The sequence below is a fragment of the Erwinia sp. CGal63 genome (assembly GCF_037026505.1).
Taxonomy (GTDB): domain Bacteria; phylum Pseudomonadota; class Gammaproteobacteria; order Enterobacterales; family Enterobacteriaceae; genus Erwinia.
Map to the genome: position 1 here is coordinate 462,006 of NZ_JAKUMN010000002.1, position 12,690 is coordinate 474,695.

Below are 12,690 nucleotides of genomic sequence, written 5' to 3' on the forward strand. Positions count from 1 at the left end.
GCGTCCGTGGATGCGCACTATACTCTCCGATGATTTTGTTGCAACCCCTTTTTGCAAATTGCCGCCTGAAATCGGCCTTTCTGCTTATTTTCTCGACCGCTTGTTGCATTGTTGTGCAAAAATGGCGCTTCTTTTTTGCCGGGCCGTTTTAATCTGTAAGACGCTTTGCTATCTTCGGCCTGCAATTCCGCACAGAGGTAGAGAGCAATGAAAGGACGTTGGGCGAAGTATATGGTTACCGGGGCGCTGATTGCCCTGCTTGCGGGATGTTCCTCTAAACCTACCGATCGCGGTCAGCAGTATAAAGACGGCAAGCTGCAGCAGCCGCTGGGGCTTGTTAATCAACCTAACGCCAAAGGGCGACCGGTCAACGGCAAAGATTTCGCCGACCAGGTGTCGGAGATCCAGTCCGCCTCGCCCGCGATGTTTTCGCGCCAGCTGTCGACCTACGACGCGCTGAAGAGCTGGCTGATGGCGGGCGGCGATACGCGCCAGCTGCGTCAGTTCGGCCTGAATGCCTGGCAGATGGAAGGCACCGACAACTACGGCAACGTGCAGTTCACCGGTTATTACACGCCGGTTATCCATGCCCGCTACACTCGCCAGGGCGAGTTTCAGTATCCTTTATATCGTATGCCGCCACGCGGCAAGCGCCGTTTGCCAACGCGGGCGGAGATCTACAGCGGCGGCCTGGACGAGCGTTACGTTATCGGTTACAGCAACTCGCTGATGGATAACTTTATTATGGACGTGCAGGGCAGCGGCTATGTCGACTACGGCGATGGTCGCCCGCTGATGTTCTTTGGCTACGGCGGCAAAAACGGGCATCCTTACCGCAGCATCGGCAAGGTGCTGATCGATCGGGGCGAGGTGAAGCGCGAAGATATGTCGATGCAGGCTATCCGCGAGTGGGGCGAAAATCATAGCCCGGCCGAGGTGCGCGAACTGCTGGAGCAGAATCCTTCCTTTGTCTTCTTCAAGCCGGAAGAGTTCGCGCCGGTGCGTGGCGCGAGCGCGGTGCCGCTGATCGCTAAAGCTTCCGTCGCCGCCGATCGCTCGCTGATCCCGCCCGGCACCGTCCTGCTGGCGGAAGTGCCGCTGCTGAACGATAAAGGCAAATTCAACGGTAAATATGAGATGCGCGTTATGGTGGCGCTGGACGTGGGCGGCGCAATTAAAGGCCAGCATTTCGACATCTATCAGGGCATTGGCGAGCAGGCTGGCCATATGGCAGGCTGGTACAATCACTACGGCCGCGTCTGGGTGCTGAAAGCGGCGCCGGGCGCCGGCGTTTCGCCGTTCTCTATGGCACAAAATGGCAACGGCGGGGCGACGCTGGTTAGCCGATAATGCCTGCGGGCCGGCGCGACCGGCCCGTTTTCTGAATTCCGAGGTAAATCATGACGGCTCTTTCCGACGCCTGGCTGCAGCGCTTTGGCGGCACGGCACGTTTATATGGTCAGTCTGCTCTGCAGCTGTTTGCCGACGCGCATGTCTGCGTAGTAGGCATTGGCGGCGTCGGCTCCTGGGCGGCCGAGGCGCTGGCGCGTACCGGCATTGGCGCGATCACGCTGATCGATATGGACGACGTCTGCGTCACCAATACCAACCGGCAGATCCACGCGCTGAAAAACACCATAGGCCAGGCGAAAACCGAGGTGATGGCGCAGCGTCTTCTGGCTATCAATCCGGAATGCAAAGTGACCTGCGTGGACGATTTCATTACCGCTGACAACACCGCTGAGCTGATGAGCGGCGGCTTTACTTATGTTATCGACGCTATCGACAGCGTACGGCCAAAGGCAGCGCTGCTGGCCTGGTGCCGTCGCAACAAGATCCCGCTGGTGACTACCGGCGGCGCGGGCGGTCAGATCGATCCTACCCAAATCCAGGTGGCGGATCTGGCGAAAACTATTCAGGATCCGCTGGCGGCAAAGCTGCGCGAACGGCTGAAAAGCGATTTCAATATCGTGAAGAACAGCAAGGGCAAGCTGGGTATCGACTGCGTTTTCTCAACCGAGGCGCTGGTCTATCCGCAGCCGGATGGTTCCGTCTGCGCTTCGCGCAGTACGGCGGAAGGGCCGAAGCGGATGGATTGCGCTTCCGGTTTCGGCGCGGCGACGATGGTCACCGCTACCTTCGGCTTTGTTGCCGTTTCTCACGTGCTGAAGAAAATGATGGCGAAAGCGGCGCGCGCCTGACGCCGCATTCCGCTGTTGCCCGGACATGCTTAGCCTGCCGCGCTTGCCGCTTTTACTACCGCTTCCGCCAGCGCCGTTAACCCGGCGCTGCGCGAGGCGCTCAGCTGGTCGCGCAGGCCGAGATCGTCAAACAGCGCCAGCGGATCGCTTTGTAAAACCTCTTCGGGCAATTTTCCTTCCACGCTAACCAGCAGCACCGCCAGCAGTCCTCGCACGATGCGGCCTTCGCTGTCGCCGTAAAAATGCAGGCGACCGTCCGGCTGTTGCCGGTGACCCAGCCAGACGCGGTTTTCACAGCCGCTCAGCTCAATCTCCGCCGTTTTCAGCTCGTCCGCCAGCGCGGGCAGCTGCTTGCCCAGCAAAATCAGCTGGCGATAGCGCTCTTCCCACTGCGTAAAAGCGGAGAAGGTTTGTTTCAGGCTGTCGGCAGTAATCAGCGTGCCGAAAGGATGTGGAGCCGGTAAAGTCGTCATCATTAATCTGCCAAAAGTTCCAGAGCGGTGGTCATGGCGCTGACCAGCGCTTCAACATCGTTAAGCGTATTATAGGGCGCAAAAGAGGCGCGCAGCGTGCCGCTAAGGCCGAGCGCCTGCAATAAAGGCTGAGCGCAGTGCTGACCGGCGCGTAGCGCGATGCCGCTTTCCGCCAGCAGCGTCACGATATCGCTGTGGTGAACGCCCGCGATATCGAAAGCAAGCAGGCTGGAGCCGCTGGCGCGCAGGCTGCGAAAGCCGGGCAGGGCAGCCAGCCGCTCTTCCGCCACGTCGGCCAGTCCGCGGCTCCAGCTCTCCGCCGCCGCCATATCCAGCGACGCCAGCCAGCTTAGCGCGGCGCTGAGGCCGATTACGCCCGCCACGTTAGGCGTGCCGGCCTCGAAACGCCACGGCACCGCCTGCGGCGTAAAGCCTGCAAAGCTGACCGAAGTCAGCATCTTGCCGCCGCCCTGCCACGGCTGCATCTCCTCCAGCAGCGCCGTTTTGCCATACAGCACGCCGGTTCCCATTGGCCCGTAAAGTTTATGGGCGGAGAAGGCGTAGAAATCGATATCCAGCGCCGTGACGTCCGGCGGCGTATGCGCGATGCCCTGCGCGCCGTCCACCATCACTTTCGCCCCGGCCCGGTGCGCCAGTTCAATCGCTTTACCCAAATCCGGACAGCCGCCGGTGACATTGGACATCTGGCCCAGCGCCAGCACGCGGGTACGAGCGTTAAGCAGCGTTTCCAGCATCGCCGTTTCCGGCAGCAGCTTGTCGCCGATCGGCCATTTCACTACCTTCGCGCCGGTCTGTTCCGCCACCATCAGCCAGGGAACCAGGTTAGCGTGGTGCTCCGCTTCGCTGACGATGATTTCGTCGCCGGGCTGCAGGCGCGGGCGAAAATAGCCCTGAGCCACCAGGTTAATCGCTTCCGTCGTGCCTTTTGTCCAGACGATATCGGTGGCGAGCGGCGCGTTCAGCAGCTGCGCCACCTGGCCGCGGGCGCTTTCATAGCGGTCGGTCAGCTCGCGCGCGGCGGCGAACTGGCTGCGATGGACGGTACCGGCGCCCAGGCGATAGAACGCCTCGGAGGCTGCAATAACCGCAGCGGGTTTTAACGTGGTAGCGGCGCTGTCAAGGTAGATGCCGGATTCGGCCAGCGCGGGAAACTGCTGCCGAAACTCAACGGGGGAAAATGCGCTCATGCTCTCCTCGGAACAAAGGGTGAATTGATGCTGTTTTTGCCGAAGCCAACTGAATTACTGGCGCTTTCTTGGCAATGTCTGAAAAGCAGGTTATTCTGATTTATGCAAGGTTTAAACTATTACCCGCAAATAAGCCTCTCTGCGACAGGCAATTTACCCGCTTTTGGTCGTGGGGTCGCGCACTGCGGGTGGTTTATCGCATTACTATCTGCAAGGAGATATAAAGATGAAAAAATTTGCTGCTATTATGGCCGCCTGCGCCATGACGTTTACCCTGGCTGCGTGCTCAAGCAACTATGTGATGCATACCAATGACGGCCGCACTATCGTTGCCGACGGCAAGCCAGTCGTGGATGACGATACCGGCATGATCAGCTACAAAGACGCTAACGGCAATAAACAACAGATTAACCGTTCCGACGTGAAAGAAATGGTTGAAATGGGCCAGTAAGCCACAGGCAAAAAAAAGCACCGCAGTTTGCGGTGCTACTAAATCTCTATGGACAGACAGGGTAAATCTAAAAGCGGTAGCCAGGCTACCCAATCTGCAAAAGGCAGATCAATTGCAAACACAACATCACGACCACAAGCCAAAAGCCTTCTGAAACTCCGCGCAATCGCTTTAATTTCAAACTGCTTTTCGTTCCGGCTCAGGAAGTGCGGCAACTATAGGTATTTGCTGGTGCATCCTCAACGGACAAATTATAATGGCTCGGATAACAAAAACTAATACGTAAAGCTGCGTCAGTAGCCTTATGTCTGCAGCCATCACTATGTAGCCGGTAATCATGTCGAAACGTCTTCCTCCTTTAAACGCCCTGCGTGTTTTTGACGCCGCTGCGCGACACCTCAGCTTTACCCGAGCGGCCGAAGAGCTCTTCGTCACCCAGGCGGCGGTCAGCCACCAGATAAAGTCGCTGGAGGATTTTCTGGGGCTCAAGCTGTTCCGGCGGCGCAATCGCTCTTTGCTGTTGACGGAGGAAGGGCAGAGCTACTATCTGGATATCAAAGAAATCTTCACCGCGCTGAACGACGCTACCCGCAAGCTGCAGGCACGCAGCGCGAAGGGCGCGCTGACCGTCAGTCTGCTGCCCAGCTTCGCTATTCAATGGCTGGTGCCGCGTCTTTCCAGCTTTAACTCAGCTTATCCGGGAATTGATGTGCGCATTCAGGCCGTCGACCGCGAGGAAGAGAAGCTGGCGGACGATGTCGACGTGGCGATATTCTATGGTCGCGGCAACTGGCCGGGACTGCGGGTAGAGAAACTCTACGCGGAATACCTGCTGCCCGTCTGCTCGCCGCTGCTGCTGACCGGCGATAATCCCCTGAAAACGCCCGCCGATCTGGCGCGCTTTACGCTGCTGCATGACGCCTCCCGCCGCGACTGGCAAACCTATACGCGTCAGCTGGGCGTGAATATCAACGTACAGCACGGCCCGATTTTCAGCCACAGCGCGATGGTGCTGCAGGCTGCGATTCACGGTCAGGGCGTGGCGCTGGCGAACAACGTCATGGCGCAAACAGAAATTGAAGCCGGCAGGCTTGCCTGTCCGTTTAACGATGTGCTGGTAAGTAAAAACGCTTTTTATCTGGTTTGTCATGACAGTCAGGCAGAACTGGGTAAAATAGCCGCCTTTCGTCAGTGGATCCTGGCGAAAGCGGCCAGCGAGCAGGAAAAGTTTCGCTTTCGCTACGAAAGCTGATCCCTATTTATCCATGCGTGGCCAGGGCGGCGGCGTGTGTTGTCTCAGAGGATGATAAGAATGTCGAGTCGTGCAATGCTGATTTTTACGGCCATCAGCGGGTTTGTTTTTGTCATGCTGGGCGCGTTTGGCGCCCACGTATTAAGTAAGTCGCTGGGGCCGGGCGAGATGGCCTGGCTGAAAACCGGCCTGGAATACCAGGGTTTTCACACGCTGGCGATCCTGGGACTGGCGGCGATGATGCGCAGCAGGGCGAACATCTGGTTCTACTGGAGCAGCGCGCTGCTGGCGCTGGGCATTGTGCTTTTCAGCGGCAGCCTTTACTGTCTGGCGCTTTCCCATCTTAAGCTGTGGGTTTATGTTACGCCGGTGGGCGGCTTTTGCTTCCTGATCGGCTGGGTTTTAATGTTGATTGGCGCGCTGCGTCTGAAGAAAAGGGCAGAACGCCATGAATAAAATTTTACTCTACTGCCGTCAGGGCTTTGAGAAAGAGTGTGCGGCGGAGATCACCGCCAAAGCGGCGGCCAGAGAGGTGTTCGGCTTTGCGCGTGTGAAAGAAGATTCCGCTTACGTGCTGTTTGAGTGCTACCAGCCAGAAGACGCGGAAAAGCTGCTGCGCGAGCTGCCGTTTAGCGAGCTGATTTTCGCGCGCCAGATGATTGTGGTAGGCGAGCTGCTGCGAGATCTGCCGCAGGAGGATCGCGTTACGCCGGTCACCGGGATGCTGAGCGGCGTAGTGGAAAAGGGCGGCGAGCTACGGGTCGAAGTACCGGACACCAACGAGAGCAAAGAGCTGCTGAAGTTCTGCCGGAAATTTACCGTGCCGCTGCGCGCCAGCCTGCGCTCTGCGGGCGTGCTGCTGAATTATGAAAGCAACAAGCGTCCCGTAGTCCATGTCTTTTTTATTGCGCCGGGCTTCTGCTACGTCGGCTACTCGCTGCCGCAGAACAACTCGCCATTCTTTATGGGCATCCCGCGCCTGAAGTTTCCCGCCGATGCGCCAAGCCGTTCAACGCTGAAGCTGGAAGAGGCGTTTCACGTCTTTATTCCCGCCGACGAGTGGGACGAACGCCTGGGCAGCGGCATGTATGCGGTGGATCTGGGCGCCTGTCCCGGCGGCTGGACTTATCAGCTGGTGAAACGCAGCATGATGGTACACGCTATTGATAATGGCCCGATGGCGCCGAGCCTGATGGATACCGGCCAGGTGTTTCACCATCGTGAAGATGGATTTAAATATCGCCCAACGCGCAGCAACATCTACTGGCTGGTATGCGATATGGTGGAAAAACCGGTGCGCGTGGCTAACCTGATGGCGGACTGGCTGGTAAACGGCTGGTGCCGCGAAGCCATTTTCAACCTCAAGCTGCCGATGAAAAAGCGCTATGAAGAGGTGTCGCAAAACCTGGCGATGATTGACGAGAAGCTGAAGGCCAACGGCATCAACGCGCAGATTCAGGCCCGACAGCTCTATCACGACCGTGAAGAGGTTACGGTGCATATCCGCCGTATCTGGAGCGCCACGCCAGGCCGTCGCGACGAGCGCTAAAGCTGACGTAACCGCTGGCCTGGGTCGGCGGTTTTTTTACGGCAGGCGCAGCTCTTTCAGATTGCCTGCCAGCTGCAAATCGGTTTTCAGCGTCGCCACTTCCCGGCAGATATGCGCCATCTCTCGCTGCTGCTCCAGCTTTTTGCGCCACTTGTCCGCCACTTCCGGCAAACGTTCATAAATTGCCGCCAGCGAACCATAGGTGTTCAGCAGTTCCGCGGCGCTTTTCGCGCCAATGCCCGCTACGCCCGGGATTTTGCTGCTGCTGATGCCCGCCAGACCCCAGTAATCCGTTAGCTGCGCGGGCGCCACGCCAAACTCCTTTTCAATAAACGGCAGATCCAGCCAGCGCTTCTGAAAATAGTCGCGAATCTGAATAGCTGGCGCCAGCAGCTGGCAGTAGCCTTTGTCGGTTGAGACTATGGTTGCCTGATGGCCGCTGTTGGCCACCTTGCTCGCCAGCGTGGCGGCCAGATCGTCCGCCTCTTCGCCCGGCGCTTGCCAACAGGCTACGCCTGCCGCCGCAAAGGCAGCGCGGATCTGCGGCATTTCGTTTTTTAGCGTATCGGGCATTGGGGCGCGTCCGGCTTTATAGTCCGGCAGCAGCTGATGGCGCCAGCCTTCGTGGCGCTCATCGTCGTCGAACACCGCCACCGCGTGGCTCGGTTTGCTGTGCAGGATCAGCTGCTGCACAGCGTGAAGACAGGTTTCCTGGCAGGGCGAATCCTGCACGGCATGAATGCGGCGAATCAAATTCAGCGCATCGATAATCAATAAATGAATAGTCATAGCTGGATACTGAGCGGCACGGCTGCCGCTCTGCTGAGGGTTATTTAATGATTTCGTAGCAGGGGATGTAGGCCGTTCCCGGCAGCTTCATGCGGTGCTGGGCAACAAATCCCTGTAACAAATCGTCCATGCGGCGCATGATCTCTGCATCGCCGTGAATCTTATAAGGGCCTCTTTCCTTAATGGCTTTGATCCCCGGTTCCTTGACGTTGCCCGCAACAATACCGGAGAAGGCGCGGCGCAGCGAAGCCGCCAGCTGCTCCGCAGGCTGGTCAGGATAGAGATTAAGGTTGGCCATGTTTTCGTGAGTCGGCATAAACGGCACCTGTAAATCCGGCGCGATGCGTATCGACCAGTTAAAGCTATAGGCGTCGCCCGTTTCACGGCGATGCTCTTTGACCTTCGGCATCGCGTTTTTCATCAGGCGCGCCACTTCCGCCGCGTCGTCGATAATGATGGTGTAGTGCTGACGCGCGGCTTCGCCCAGCGTGCTGACAATAAATTCGTCCAGCACGCGGAAATAGTCGGCGCTCTCTTTTGGCCCGGTCAGAATCAGCGGCAGCACCTGATGCTGGTTGTGCGGATTCATCAGGATGCCAAGCAGATAAAGCAGCTCTTCCGCCGTGCCCACGCCGCCAGGGAAAATAATAATGCCGTGGGCGATGCGCACGAAGGCCTCCAGACGCTTTTCGATATCCGGCATGATAATCAGCTCGTTGACCAGCGGGTTCGGCGGCTCGGCGGCGATGATGGAAGGCTCGGTCAGACCGATAAAGCGGCTCTCTTTGTAGCGCTGCTGCGCGTGGCCGACGGCGGCGCCCTTCATTGGCGCTTCCATTACGCCAGGGCCGCAGCCGGTACAGATATTTAGCTCGCGCAGGCCCAGCTGTGAGCCTACATTGCGGCAGTATTGATATTCGACGGCGTTAATGGAATGGCCGCCCCAGCACACCACCGTGTTCGGCAGCTCGCCGACATGCAGCGCTCTGGCGTTACGCAAAATAGAGAAGACCAGGTTGGTGACGCGCACCGAGTCATCCACATCCTGCTGCTGGAAGCCGCTGTCGAACTGGCCGTTAACGAACAGAATATCGCGCAGTACGGCAAACAGGTTCGCCTGCAGCGAGCGGATAATGCGGCCGTCGACAAAAGCCTCTTCAGGAGGATTGATTAGCTCCAGCTTGACGCCGCGCTCGCGCCGCAGCACGTTAATATCGAAGTTTTCAAAACGGGACAGTAGTTCGTGACTGCTGTCGGTCTGGCTGCCGGAGTTCAGCACGGCAAGGGAACAGTTGCGAAAGAGTTGGTAAAGGTCGCTGCTGGCGGTACGCTTCAGCATATCGACTTCCAGCTGAGACAGCAGATCCATGGAGCCCAGTGGGCTGATATGTGTGATCAAGTTAACTCCTTTACACCCGTCCGGGCGTTGGTCGCTCTCCGTCAAAAGCGCGCCGGGTAAACGGCGGCGGTGACGGAGAAAAAGTGTTCCCGGGCACCCGATGCCCGCTTCAGATTAGCCTTCTTCCTGAACTGTTATCAACGTTATCGTGCGGTTATGCGCGACGGCGCGCAAACTTTACTGGCGCGCCAGCCGCGACAGGCCGGGTTTGAACGCGCCGTTGCTGCGCCACGGATTAATATCCAGGCCGCCGCGACGCGTGTAGCGTGCGTAGACGCTCAGACTTTCCGGCTGACAGAAGCGCAGGATATCGTTGAAAATGCGCTCTACGCACTGCTCGTGGAACTCATTGTGGTGGCGAAACGAAACCAGATAGCGCAGCAGCGCTTCCCGCTGGATACGAGGGCCGCGATAGCTGATCTGCACCGAGCCCCAGTCCGGCTGATTGGTGATCAGACAGTTGGACTTCAGCAGATGGCTGACCAGCTGCTCTTCCACGATTTCCGCCTGCGTAGCCTGCTGCAGATAATCAGTGCTGAACGTGTAGCTGTCGATTTCAATATCCTGTTCATCAATACAGGTGCCGCTGAAATGACCGATTGGCTGGCCCTCGATCTCCTGCACGCGGAACAGCGCTACGCTAACTTCACCCTGCGCGCAGGCGCTGAGATCGCGCTCCAGCGTGGCGCGAACTTCTCCCCAGTCGGCGAACCGGGTTTGATTGAAACTGTTAAGATAGAGCTTAAAGCTTTTCGATTCGATCAGATTGACGCTGCGGGCGTCCAGGCTGACTTCGCCAATCGCCACCTGCGGCAACCCTTTGGCGTTGAGCCAGGAGAGCTCATACAGCGTCCAGAGATCGGCGCCGTGGAAAGGCAGGCTGTCGGGATAAAGCCCCAGCGGCTCGCGGTTCATGCTTCTCGGCACGGCCTGCAGCAGAGAAGGCTGATACTGGTCATGATATTCTGTGGGTTTTCCCAGCGTCAGGCCGCTCAGCGCCTGATGTGTATCTGAAGACATTGCATTCCCTTATCGCCTGTTTTTACAGGCTAAGTGGTCAATCGTCCGTGACCGGCACCGGCCGGTCAACGTAACTGAAAATAGATAGCCTTAGTGTAACTCAGGCATCAGAGAGTGAAAAAAGAATGATTGATGAAACTGCCCGTGCCCTGGTCGATTTTACTCGCCGCTATTGCGATAGCTGGATCGAAGCGTGCGGTCATCCGCCCGCCAGCAGCGAACTTTACGGTATTCCTTCGCCCTGCGTGCAGCAAACCACTGGCGAAGAGGTTCGCTGGCTGCCGCAGCCTTTTACCCTGGCGAAAAACCTGGAAAACATTGAGCGCGCGCTGGATATACGGATACAGCCTGCCGTAGTCGCCTGGTACACCACGCAGTTTGCCGGCGATATGCACGTGCGGATCGACGGCCAGCCCTGTACCTTGCTGCAGGTATGGAGCGAGGAGGATTTTGAGCGAGTGCAGGAGAATTTGATCGGGCATCTGGTTATGCAGCGCCGCCTTAAACAGTCGCCTACGCTCTTTATTGCCACCACCCAATCTGAACTTGAGATCGTGTCGGTGTGCAATTTGACCGGAGAAGTGATTCTGGAGAAACTCGGCGCGAAAGGGCGTAAGGTGCTGGCTGCCACGCTGGAACAATTTCTTGTTTCTCATGTTATTGATACTGAAAGGTAAAAAGAGCGCTTCCGTGTGAGATATCTCTTACAGAGTCTGTAAGAGATCGCTTTTTAATCTTAGGAAAAGAGTCAGGTTATCTGAGCAAAAGTAAAATAAATCATAATGTTGTTATTCGCAGTTTTAAGTAAAACCTGCACAGGGTCAAAAAAACTCTTTTACCCTATTGTTTGCTGGCGCTGTTAAGGCAAACTTAAACCTGCCACAACGGAAGGTGACTTAAGGAATAAGTCAGGCGGCATCTGAAGAAACCTGGATAAGGGCTTCAGGCTGGCGCAGGATATCTCAGGATCGAGAAACAGGGACACCTCCAGGACGGAGAAAGCTACAGCCGGAGTGCGGTAGGCCAGGATGCTCAGGGACATCGCCATTGATGGTGAGTTTGTAGGGAAAACTTCAGGGAAAAGTTATCAGGGATGAGCAGGGAGCAACAAAAGTAGCGGGATAGCTGCGAACGAACCGGGAGCACTGTTTTTACAGTGCTCCCTTTTTTTCGTCCATACTTATCGGGTGGCTGGCGGTAATGCTATGCTTGCGGCCCTTTAAACCTGAACAGGAGAGCCCGGATGAGCAGGGAACTCGAAATTCGCGACCGTCTGCAGGCCATTGAGCAGGCGCTGCACGATGCGGGGCTTTGGCAGAGCTGCGCGCCAAACGCCGAAGCTTTTGAAAGCACCGAGCCTTTTTGCGTTGATACCATGATGCCGGTTCAGTGGCTGCAGTGGGTATTTTTACCCCGGATGCAGGCGCTGCTGGATGCCCAGGCCGTGCTGCCGGTGAAACTGACCATCGCGCCCTATTACGAGATGGCGCTGGAAGGCGCTATTCCCGGTCGCGCCCATCTGCTGCACGTTCTGAACCAGCTCGACCAGCTGTTCGAGCATGACGTCTGATGCTGGAGATTATCTATCAGGACGAATGGCTGGTCGCGGTTAACAAACCTTCCGGCTGGCTGGTGCACCGCAGCTGGCTGGACAGGCATGAGAGCGTTTTCGTGATGCAAACCGTGCGTGACCAGATTGGGCAGCACGTGTTCACCGTTCATCGGCTTGATCGTCCCACTTCGGGCGTGCTGCTGATGGGACTCTCCAGCGAGGTCGGACGGCTGCTCTCACAGCAGTTTGAACAGCATCAGCTGCAAAAAACCTATCACGCCGTGGTCAGAGGCTGGCTGGATGGCGAAGCGACGCTGGATTACGCCTTAAGCGAAGAGCTGGACAAGATCGCCGACAAGTTCAGCGAGGCGGACAAAGCGCCACAGCCTGCGGTAACCCACTGGCGCGCGCTGGCGAAAGCGGAGCTGCCGGTGCCGGTCAGCCGCTACGATACCTCGCGCTACACGTTGATGGAGCTGCAGCCGCAGACCGGCCGCAAGCACCAGCTCAGGCGTCATATGTCACATCTGCGGCATCCGATTATCGGCGACAGCGCGCATGGCGATCTGCGACAAAATCGCAGCGCGCTTCAGCATTTTGGTATCAATCGGCTGATGCTGCATGCCAGCGAACTCTGTTTGACGCATCCGGTAACGGGCGAGCCGTTGCGGCTGCGTGCGGGCCTGGATCGGGTCTGGCAGGAAACGATAACGCAATTTGGCTGGCAGGACGCGCTCGCCGGGGTTGAGTTTGCGGCTTCCAGCCTGCAGGATAGCGTCTCGGAATAAGCGGCAGG

15 protein-coding genes are annotated in these 12,690 nt (G+C 57.6%); 10 read left to right on the top strand and 5 right to left on the bottom strand.

Features of this window, described 5'->3' with window-relative positions:
- The 3 genes from MKZ79_RS10795 to tcdA form a co-directional block, all read left to right on the top strand.
- A partial coding sequence (locus MKZ79_RS10795) for a hypothetical protein (protein WP_336141960.1) occupies nucleotides 1-211 on the top strand: 211 nt, incomplete at its 5' end.
- A complete protein-coding gene (mltA, locus tag MKZ79_RS10800) occupies nucleotides 208-1,350 on the top strand; it encodes a murein transglycosylase A (RefSeq protein ID WP_336141962.1) in 1,143 nt (380 codons plus the stop codon). The genes MKZ79_RS10795 and mltA, both read left to right, overlap by 4 nt.
- A gap of 50 nt (nucleotides 1,351-1,400) precedes the next feature.
- On the top strand, nucleotides 1,401-2,201 hold the full coding sequence (tcdA, locus tag MKZ79_RS10805; RefSeq protein WP_336141965.1) for a tRNA cyclic N6-threonylcarbamoyladenosine(37) synthase TcdA: 801 nt from the start codon (nucleotides 1,401-1,403) through the stop codon (nucleotides 2,199-2,201).
- Between the two features lie 29 nt (nucleotides 2,202-2,230).
- Here the strand turns inward: tcdA and csdE are convergent, their stop codons facing one another.
- Nucleotides 2,231-2,677, bottom strand: a complete 447-nt coding sequence (csdE, locus tag MKZ79_RS10810; RefSeq protein WP_336141968.1) for a cysteine desulfurase sulfur acceptor subunit CsdE — start codon at nucleotides 2,675-2,677, stop codon at nucleotides 2,231-2,233.
- Complete coding sequence (gene csdA / locus MKZ79_RS10815) at nucleotides 2,677-3,882, bottom strand: cysteine desulfurase CsdA (protein ID WP_336141971.1); 1,206 nt, start codon at nucleotides 3,880-3,882, stop codon at nucleotides 2,677-2,679. Before csdA ends, csdE begins: the two co-directional genes overlap by 1 nt.
- Before the next feature lie 226 nt (nucleotides 3,883-4,108).
- Between csdA and MKZ79_RS10820 the strand changes: the two genes are divergently transcribed.
- From MKZ79_RS10820 to rlmM, 4 genes are all read left to right on the top strand, one after another.
- The gene (locus MKZ79_RS10820; RefSeq protein ID WP_336141972.1) at nucleotides 4,109-4,333 is read left to right on the top strand and encodes a YgdI/YgdR family lipoprotein; all 225 of its coding nucleotides are present in this window, start codon (nucleotides 4,109-4,111) and stop codon (nucleotides 4,331-4,333) included.
- Nucleotides 4,334-4,670: 337 nt separating this feature from the next.
- A complete protein-coding gene (locus MKZ79_RS10825) occupies nucleotides 4,671-5,585 on the top strand; it encodes a transcriptional regulator GcvA (RefSeq protein ID WP_336141975.1) in 915 nt (304 codons plus the stop codon).
- Nucleotides 5,586-5,645: 60 nt separating this feature from the next.
- A complete protein-coding gene (locus MKZ79_RS10830) occupies nucleotides 5,646-6,041 on the top strand; it encodes a DUF423 domain-containing protein (protein ID WP_336141977.1) in 396 nt (131 codons plus the stop codon).
- Complete coding sequence (gene rlmM, locus MKZ79_RS10835; RefSeq protein ID WP_336141979.1) at nucleotides 6,034-7,134, top strand: 23S rRNA (cytidine(2498)-2'-O)-methyltransferase RlmM; 1,101 nt, start codon at nucleotides 6,034-6,036, stop codon at nucleotides 7,132-7,134. The genes MKZ79_RS10830 and rlmM overlap by 8 nt, the downstream gene beginning before the upstream one ends.
- Nucleotides 7,135-7,170: 36 nt before the next feature.
- Here rlmM and xni read toward each other — a convergent pair whose 3' ends face one another.
- The 3 genes from xni to queF form a co-directional block, all read right to left on the bottom strand.
- Nucleotides 7,171-7,923 (bottom strand): flap endonuclease Xni, encoded by a 753-nt coding sequence (gene xni / locus MKZ79_RS10840; protein ID WP_336141981.1) that lies wholly within the window; start codon nucleotides 7,921-7,923, stop codon nucleotides 7,171-7,173.
- Nucleotides 7,924-7,963: 40 nt separating this feature from the next.
- Nucleotides 7,964-9,322, bottom strand: coding sequence for a nucleotide 5'-monophosphate nucleosidase PpnN (ppnN, locus tag MKZ79_RS10845; RefSeq protein WP_336141984.1), 1,359 nt, complete (start codon nucleotides 9,320-9,322; stop codon nucleotides 7,964-7,966).
- Nucleotides 9,323-9,499: 177 nt separating this feature from the next.
- Nucleotides 9,500-10,342, bottom strand: a complete 843-nt coding sequence (gene queF, locus MKZ79_RS10850) for an NADPH-dependent 7-cyano-7-deazaguanine reductase QueF (RefSeq protein ID WP_336141986.1) — start codon at nucleotides 10,340-10,342, stop codon at nucleotides 9,500-9,502.
- Nucleotides 10,343-10,467: 125 nt separating this feature from the next.
- Here queF and syd point away from each other — a divergent pair, with 125 nt between their 5' ends.
- The 3 genes from syd to truC all read left to right on the top strand — a co-directional run bounded on the left by syd (nucleotide 10,468) and on the right by truC (nucleotide 12,682).
- Complete coding sequence (gene syd, locus MKZ79_RS10855; protein ID WP_336141988.1) at nucleotides 10,468-11,019, top strand: SecY-interacting protein; 552 nt, start codon at nucleotides 10,468-10,470, stop codon at nucleotides 11,017-11,019.
- Nucleotides 11,020-11,585: 566 nt separating this feature from the next.
- The gene (locus MKZ79_RS10860) at nucleotides 11,586-11,912 is read left to right on the top strand and encodes a YqcC family protein (RefSeq protein WP_336141990.1); all 327 of its coding nucleotides are present in this window, start codon (nucleotides 11,586-11,588) and stop codon (nucleotides 11,910-11,912) included.
- On the top strand, nucleotides 11,912-12,682 hold the full coding sequence (gene truC, locus MKZ79_RS10865) for a tRNA pseudouridine(65) synthase TruC (RefSeq protein WP_336141991.1): 771 nt from the start codon (nucleotides 11,912-11,914) through the stop codon (nucleotides 12,680-12,682). The genes MKZ79_RS10860 and truC overlap by 1 nt, the downstream gene beginning before the upstream one ends.
- Nucleotides 12,683-12,690: the final 8 nt, after the last annotated feature.

Excerpts from the sequence above, each read along its gene's own strand:
- mltA (WP_336141962.1), top strand. The coding sequence starts at position 208 with ATGAAAGGACGTTGGGCGAAGTATATGGTTACCGGGGCGCTGATTGCC.
- tcdA (WP_336141965.1), top strand. The coding sequence starts at position 1,401 with ATGACGGCTCTTTCCGACGCCTGGCTGCAGCGCTTTGGCGGCACGGCA.
- csdE (WP_336141968.1), bottom strand. The coding sequence starts at position 2,677 with ATGATGACGACTTTACCGGCTCCACATCCTTTCGGCACGCTGATTACT.
- csdA (WP_336141971.1), bottom strand. The coding sequence starts at position 3,882 with ATGAGCGCATTTTCCCCCGTTGAGTTTCGGCAGCAGTTTCCCGCGCTG.
- MKZ79_RS10820 (WP_336141972.1), top strand. The coding sequence starts at position 4,109 with ATGAAAAAATTTGCTGCTATTATGGCCGCCTGCGCCATGACGTTTACC.
- MKZ79_RS10825 (WP_336141975.1), top strand. The coding sequence starts at position 4,671 with ATGTCGAAACGTCTTCCTCCTTTAAACGCCCTGCGTGTTTTTGACGCC.
- MKZ79_RS10830 (WP_336141977.1), top strand. The coding sequence starts at position 5,646 with ATGTCGAGTCGTGCAATGCTGATTTTTACGGCCATCAGCGGGTTTGTT.
- rlmM (WP_336141979.1), top strand. The coding sequence starts at position 6,034 with ATGAATAAAATTTTACTCTACTGCCGTCAGGGCTTTGAGAAAGAGTGT.
- xni (WP_336141981.1), bottom strand. The coding sequence starts at position 7,923 with ATGACTATTCATTTATTGATTATCGATGCGCTGAATTTGATTCGCCGC.
- queF (WP_336141986.1), bottom strand. The coding sequence starts at position 10,342 with ATGTCTTCAGATACACATCAGGCGCTGAGCGGCCTGACGCTGGGAAAA.
- syd (WP_336141988.1), top strand. The coding sequence starts at position 10,468 with ATGATTGATGAAACTGCCCGTGCCCTGGTCGATTTTACTCGCCGCTAT.
- MKZ79_RS10860 (WP_336141990.1), top strand. The coding sequence starts at position 11,586 with ATGAGCAGGGAACTCGAAATTCGCGACCGTCTGCAGGCCATTGAGCAG.
- truC (WP_336141991.1), top strand. The coding sequence starts at position 11,912 with ATGCTGGAGATTATCTATCAGGACGAATGGCTGGTCGCGGTTAACAAA.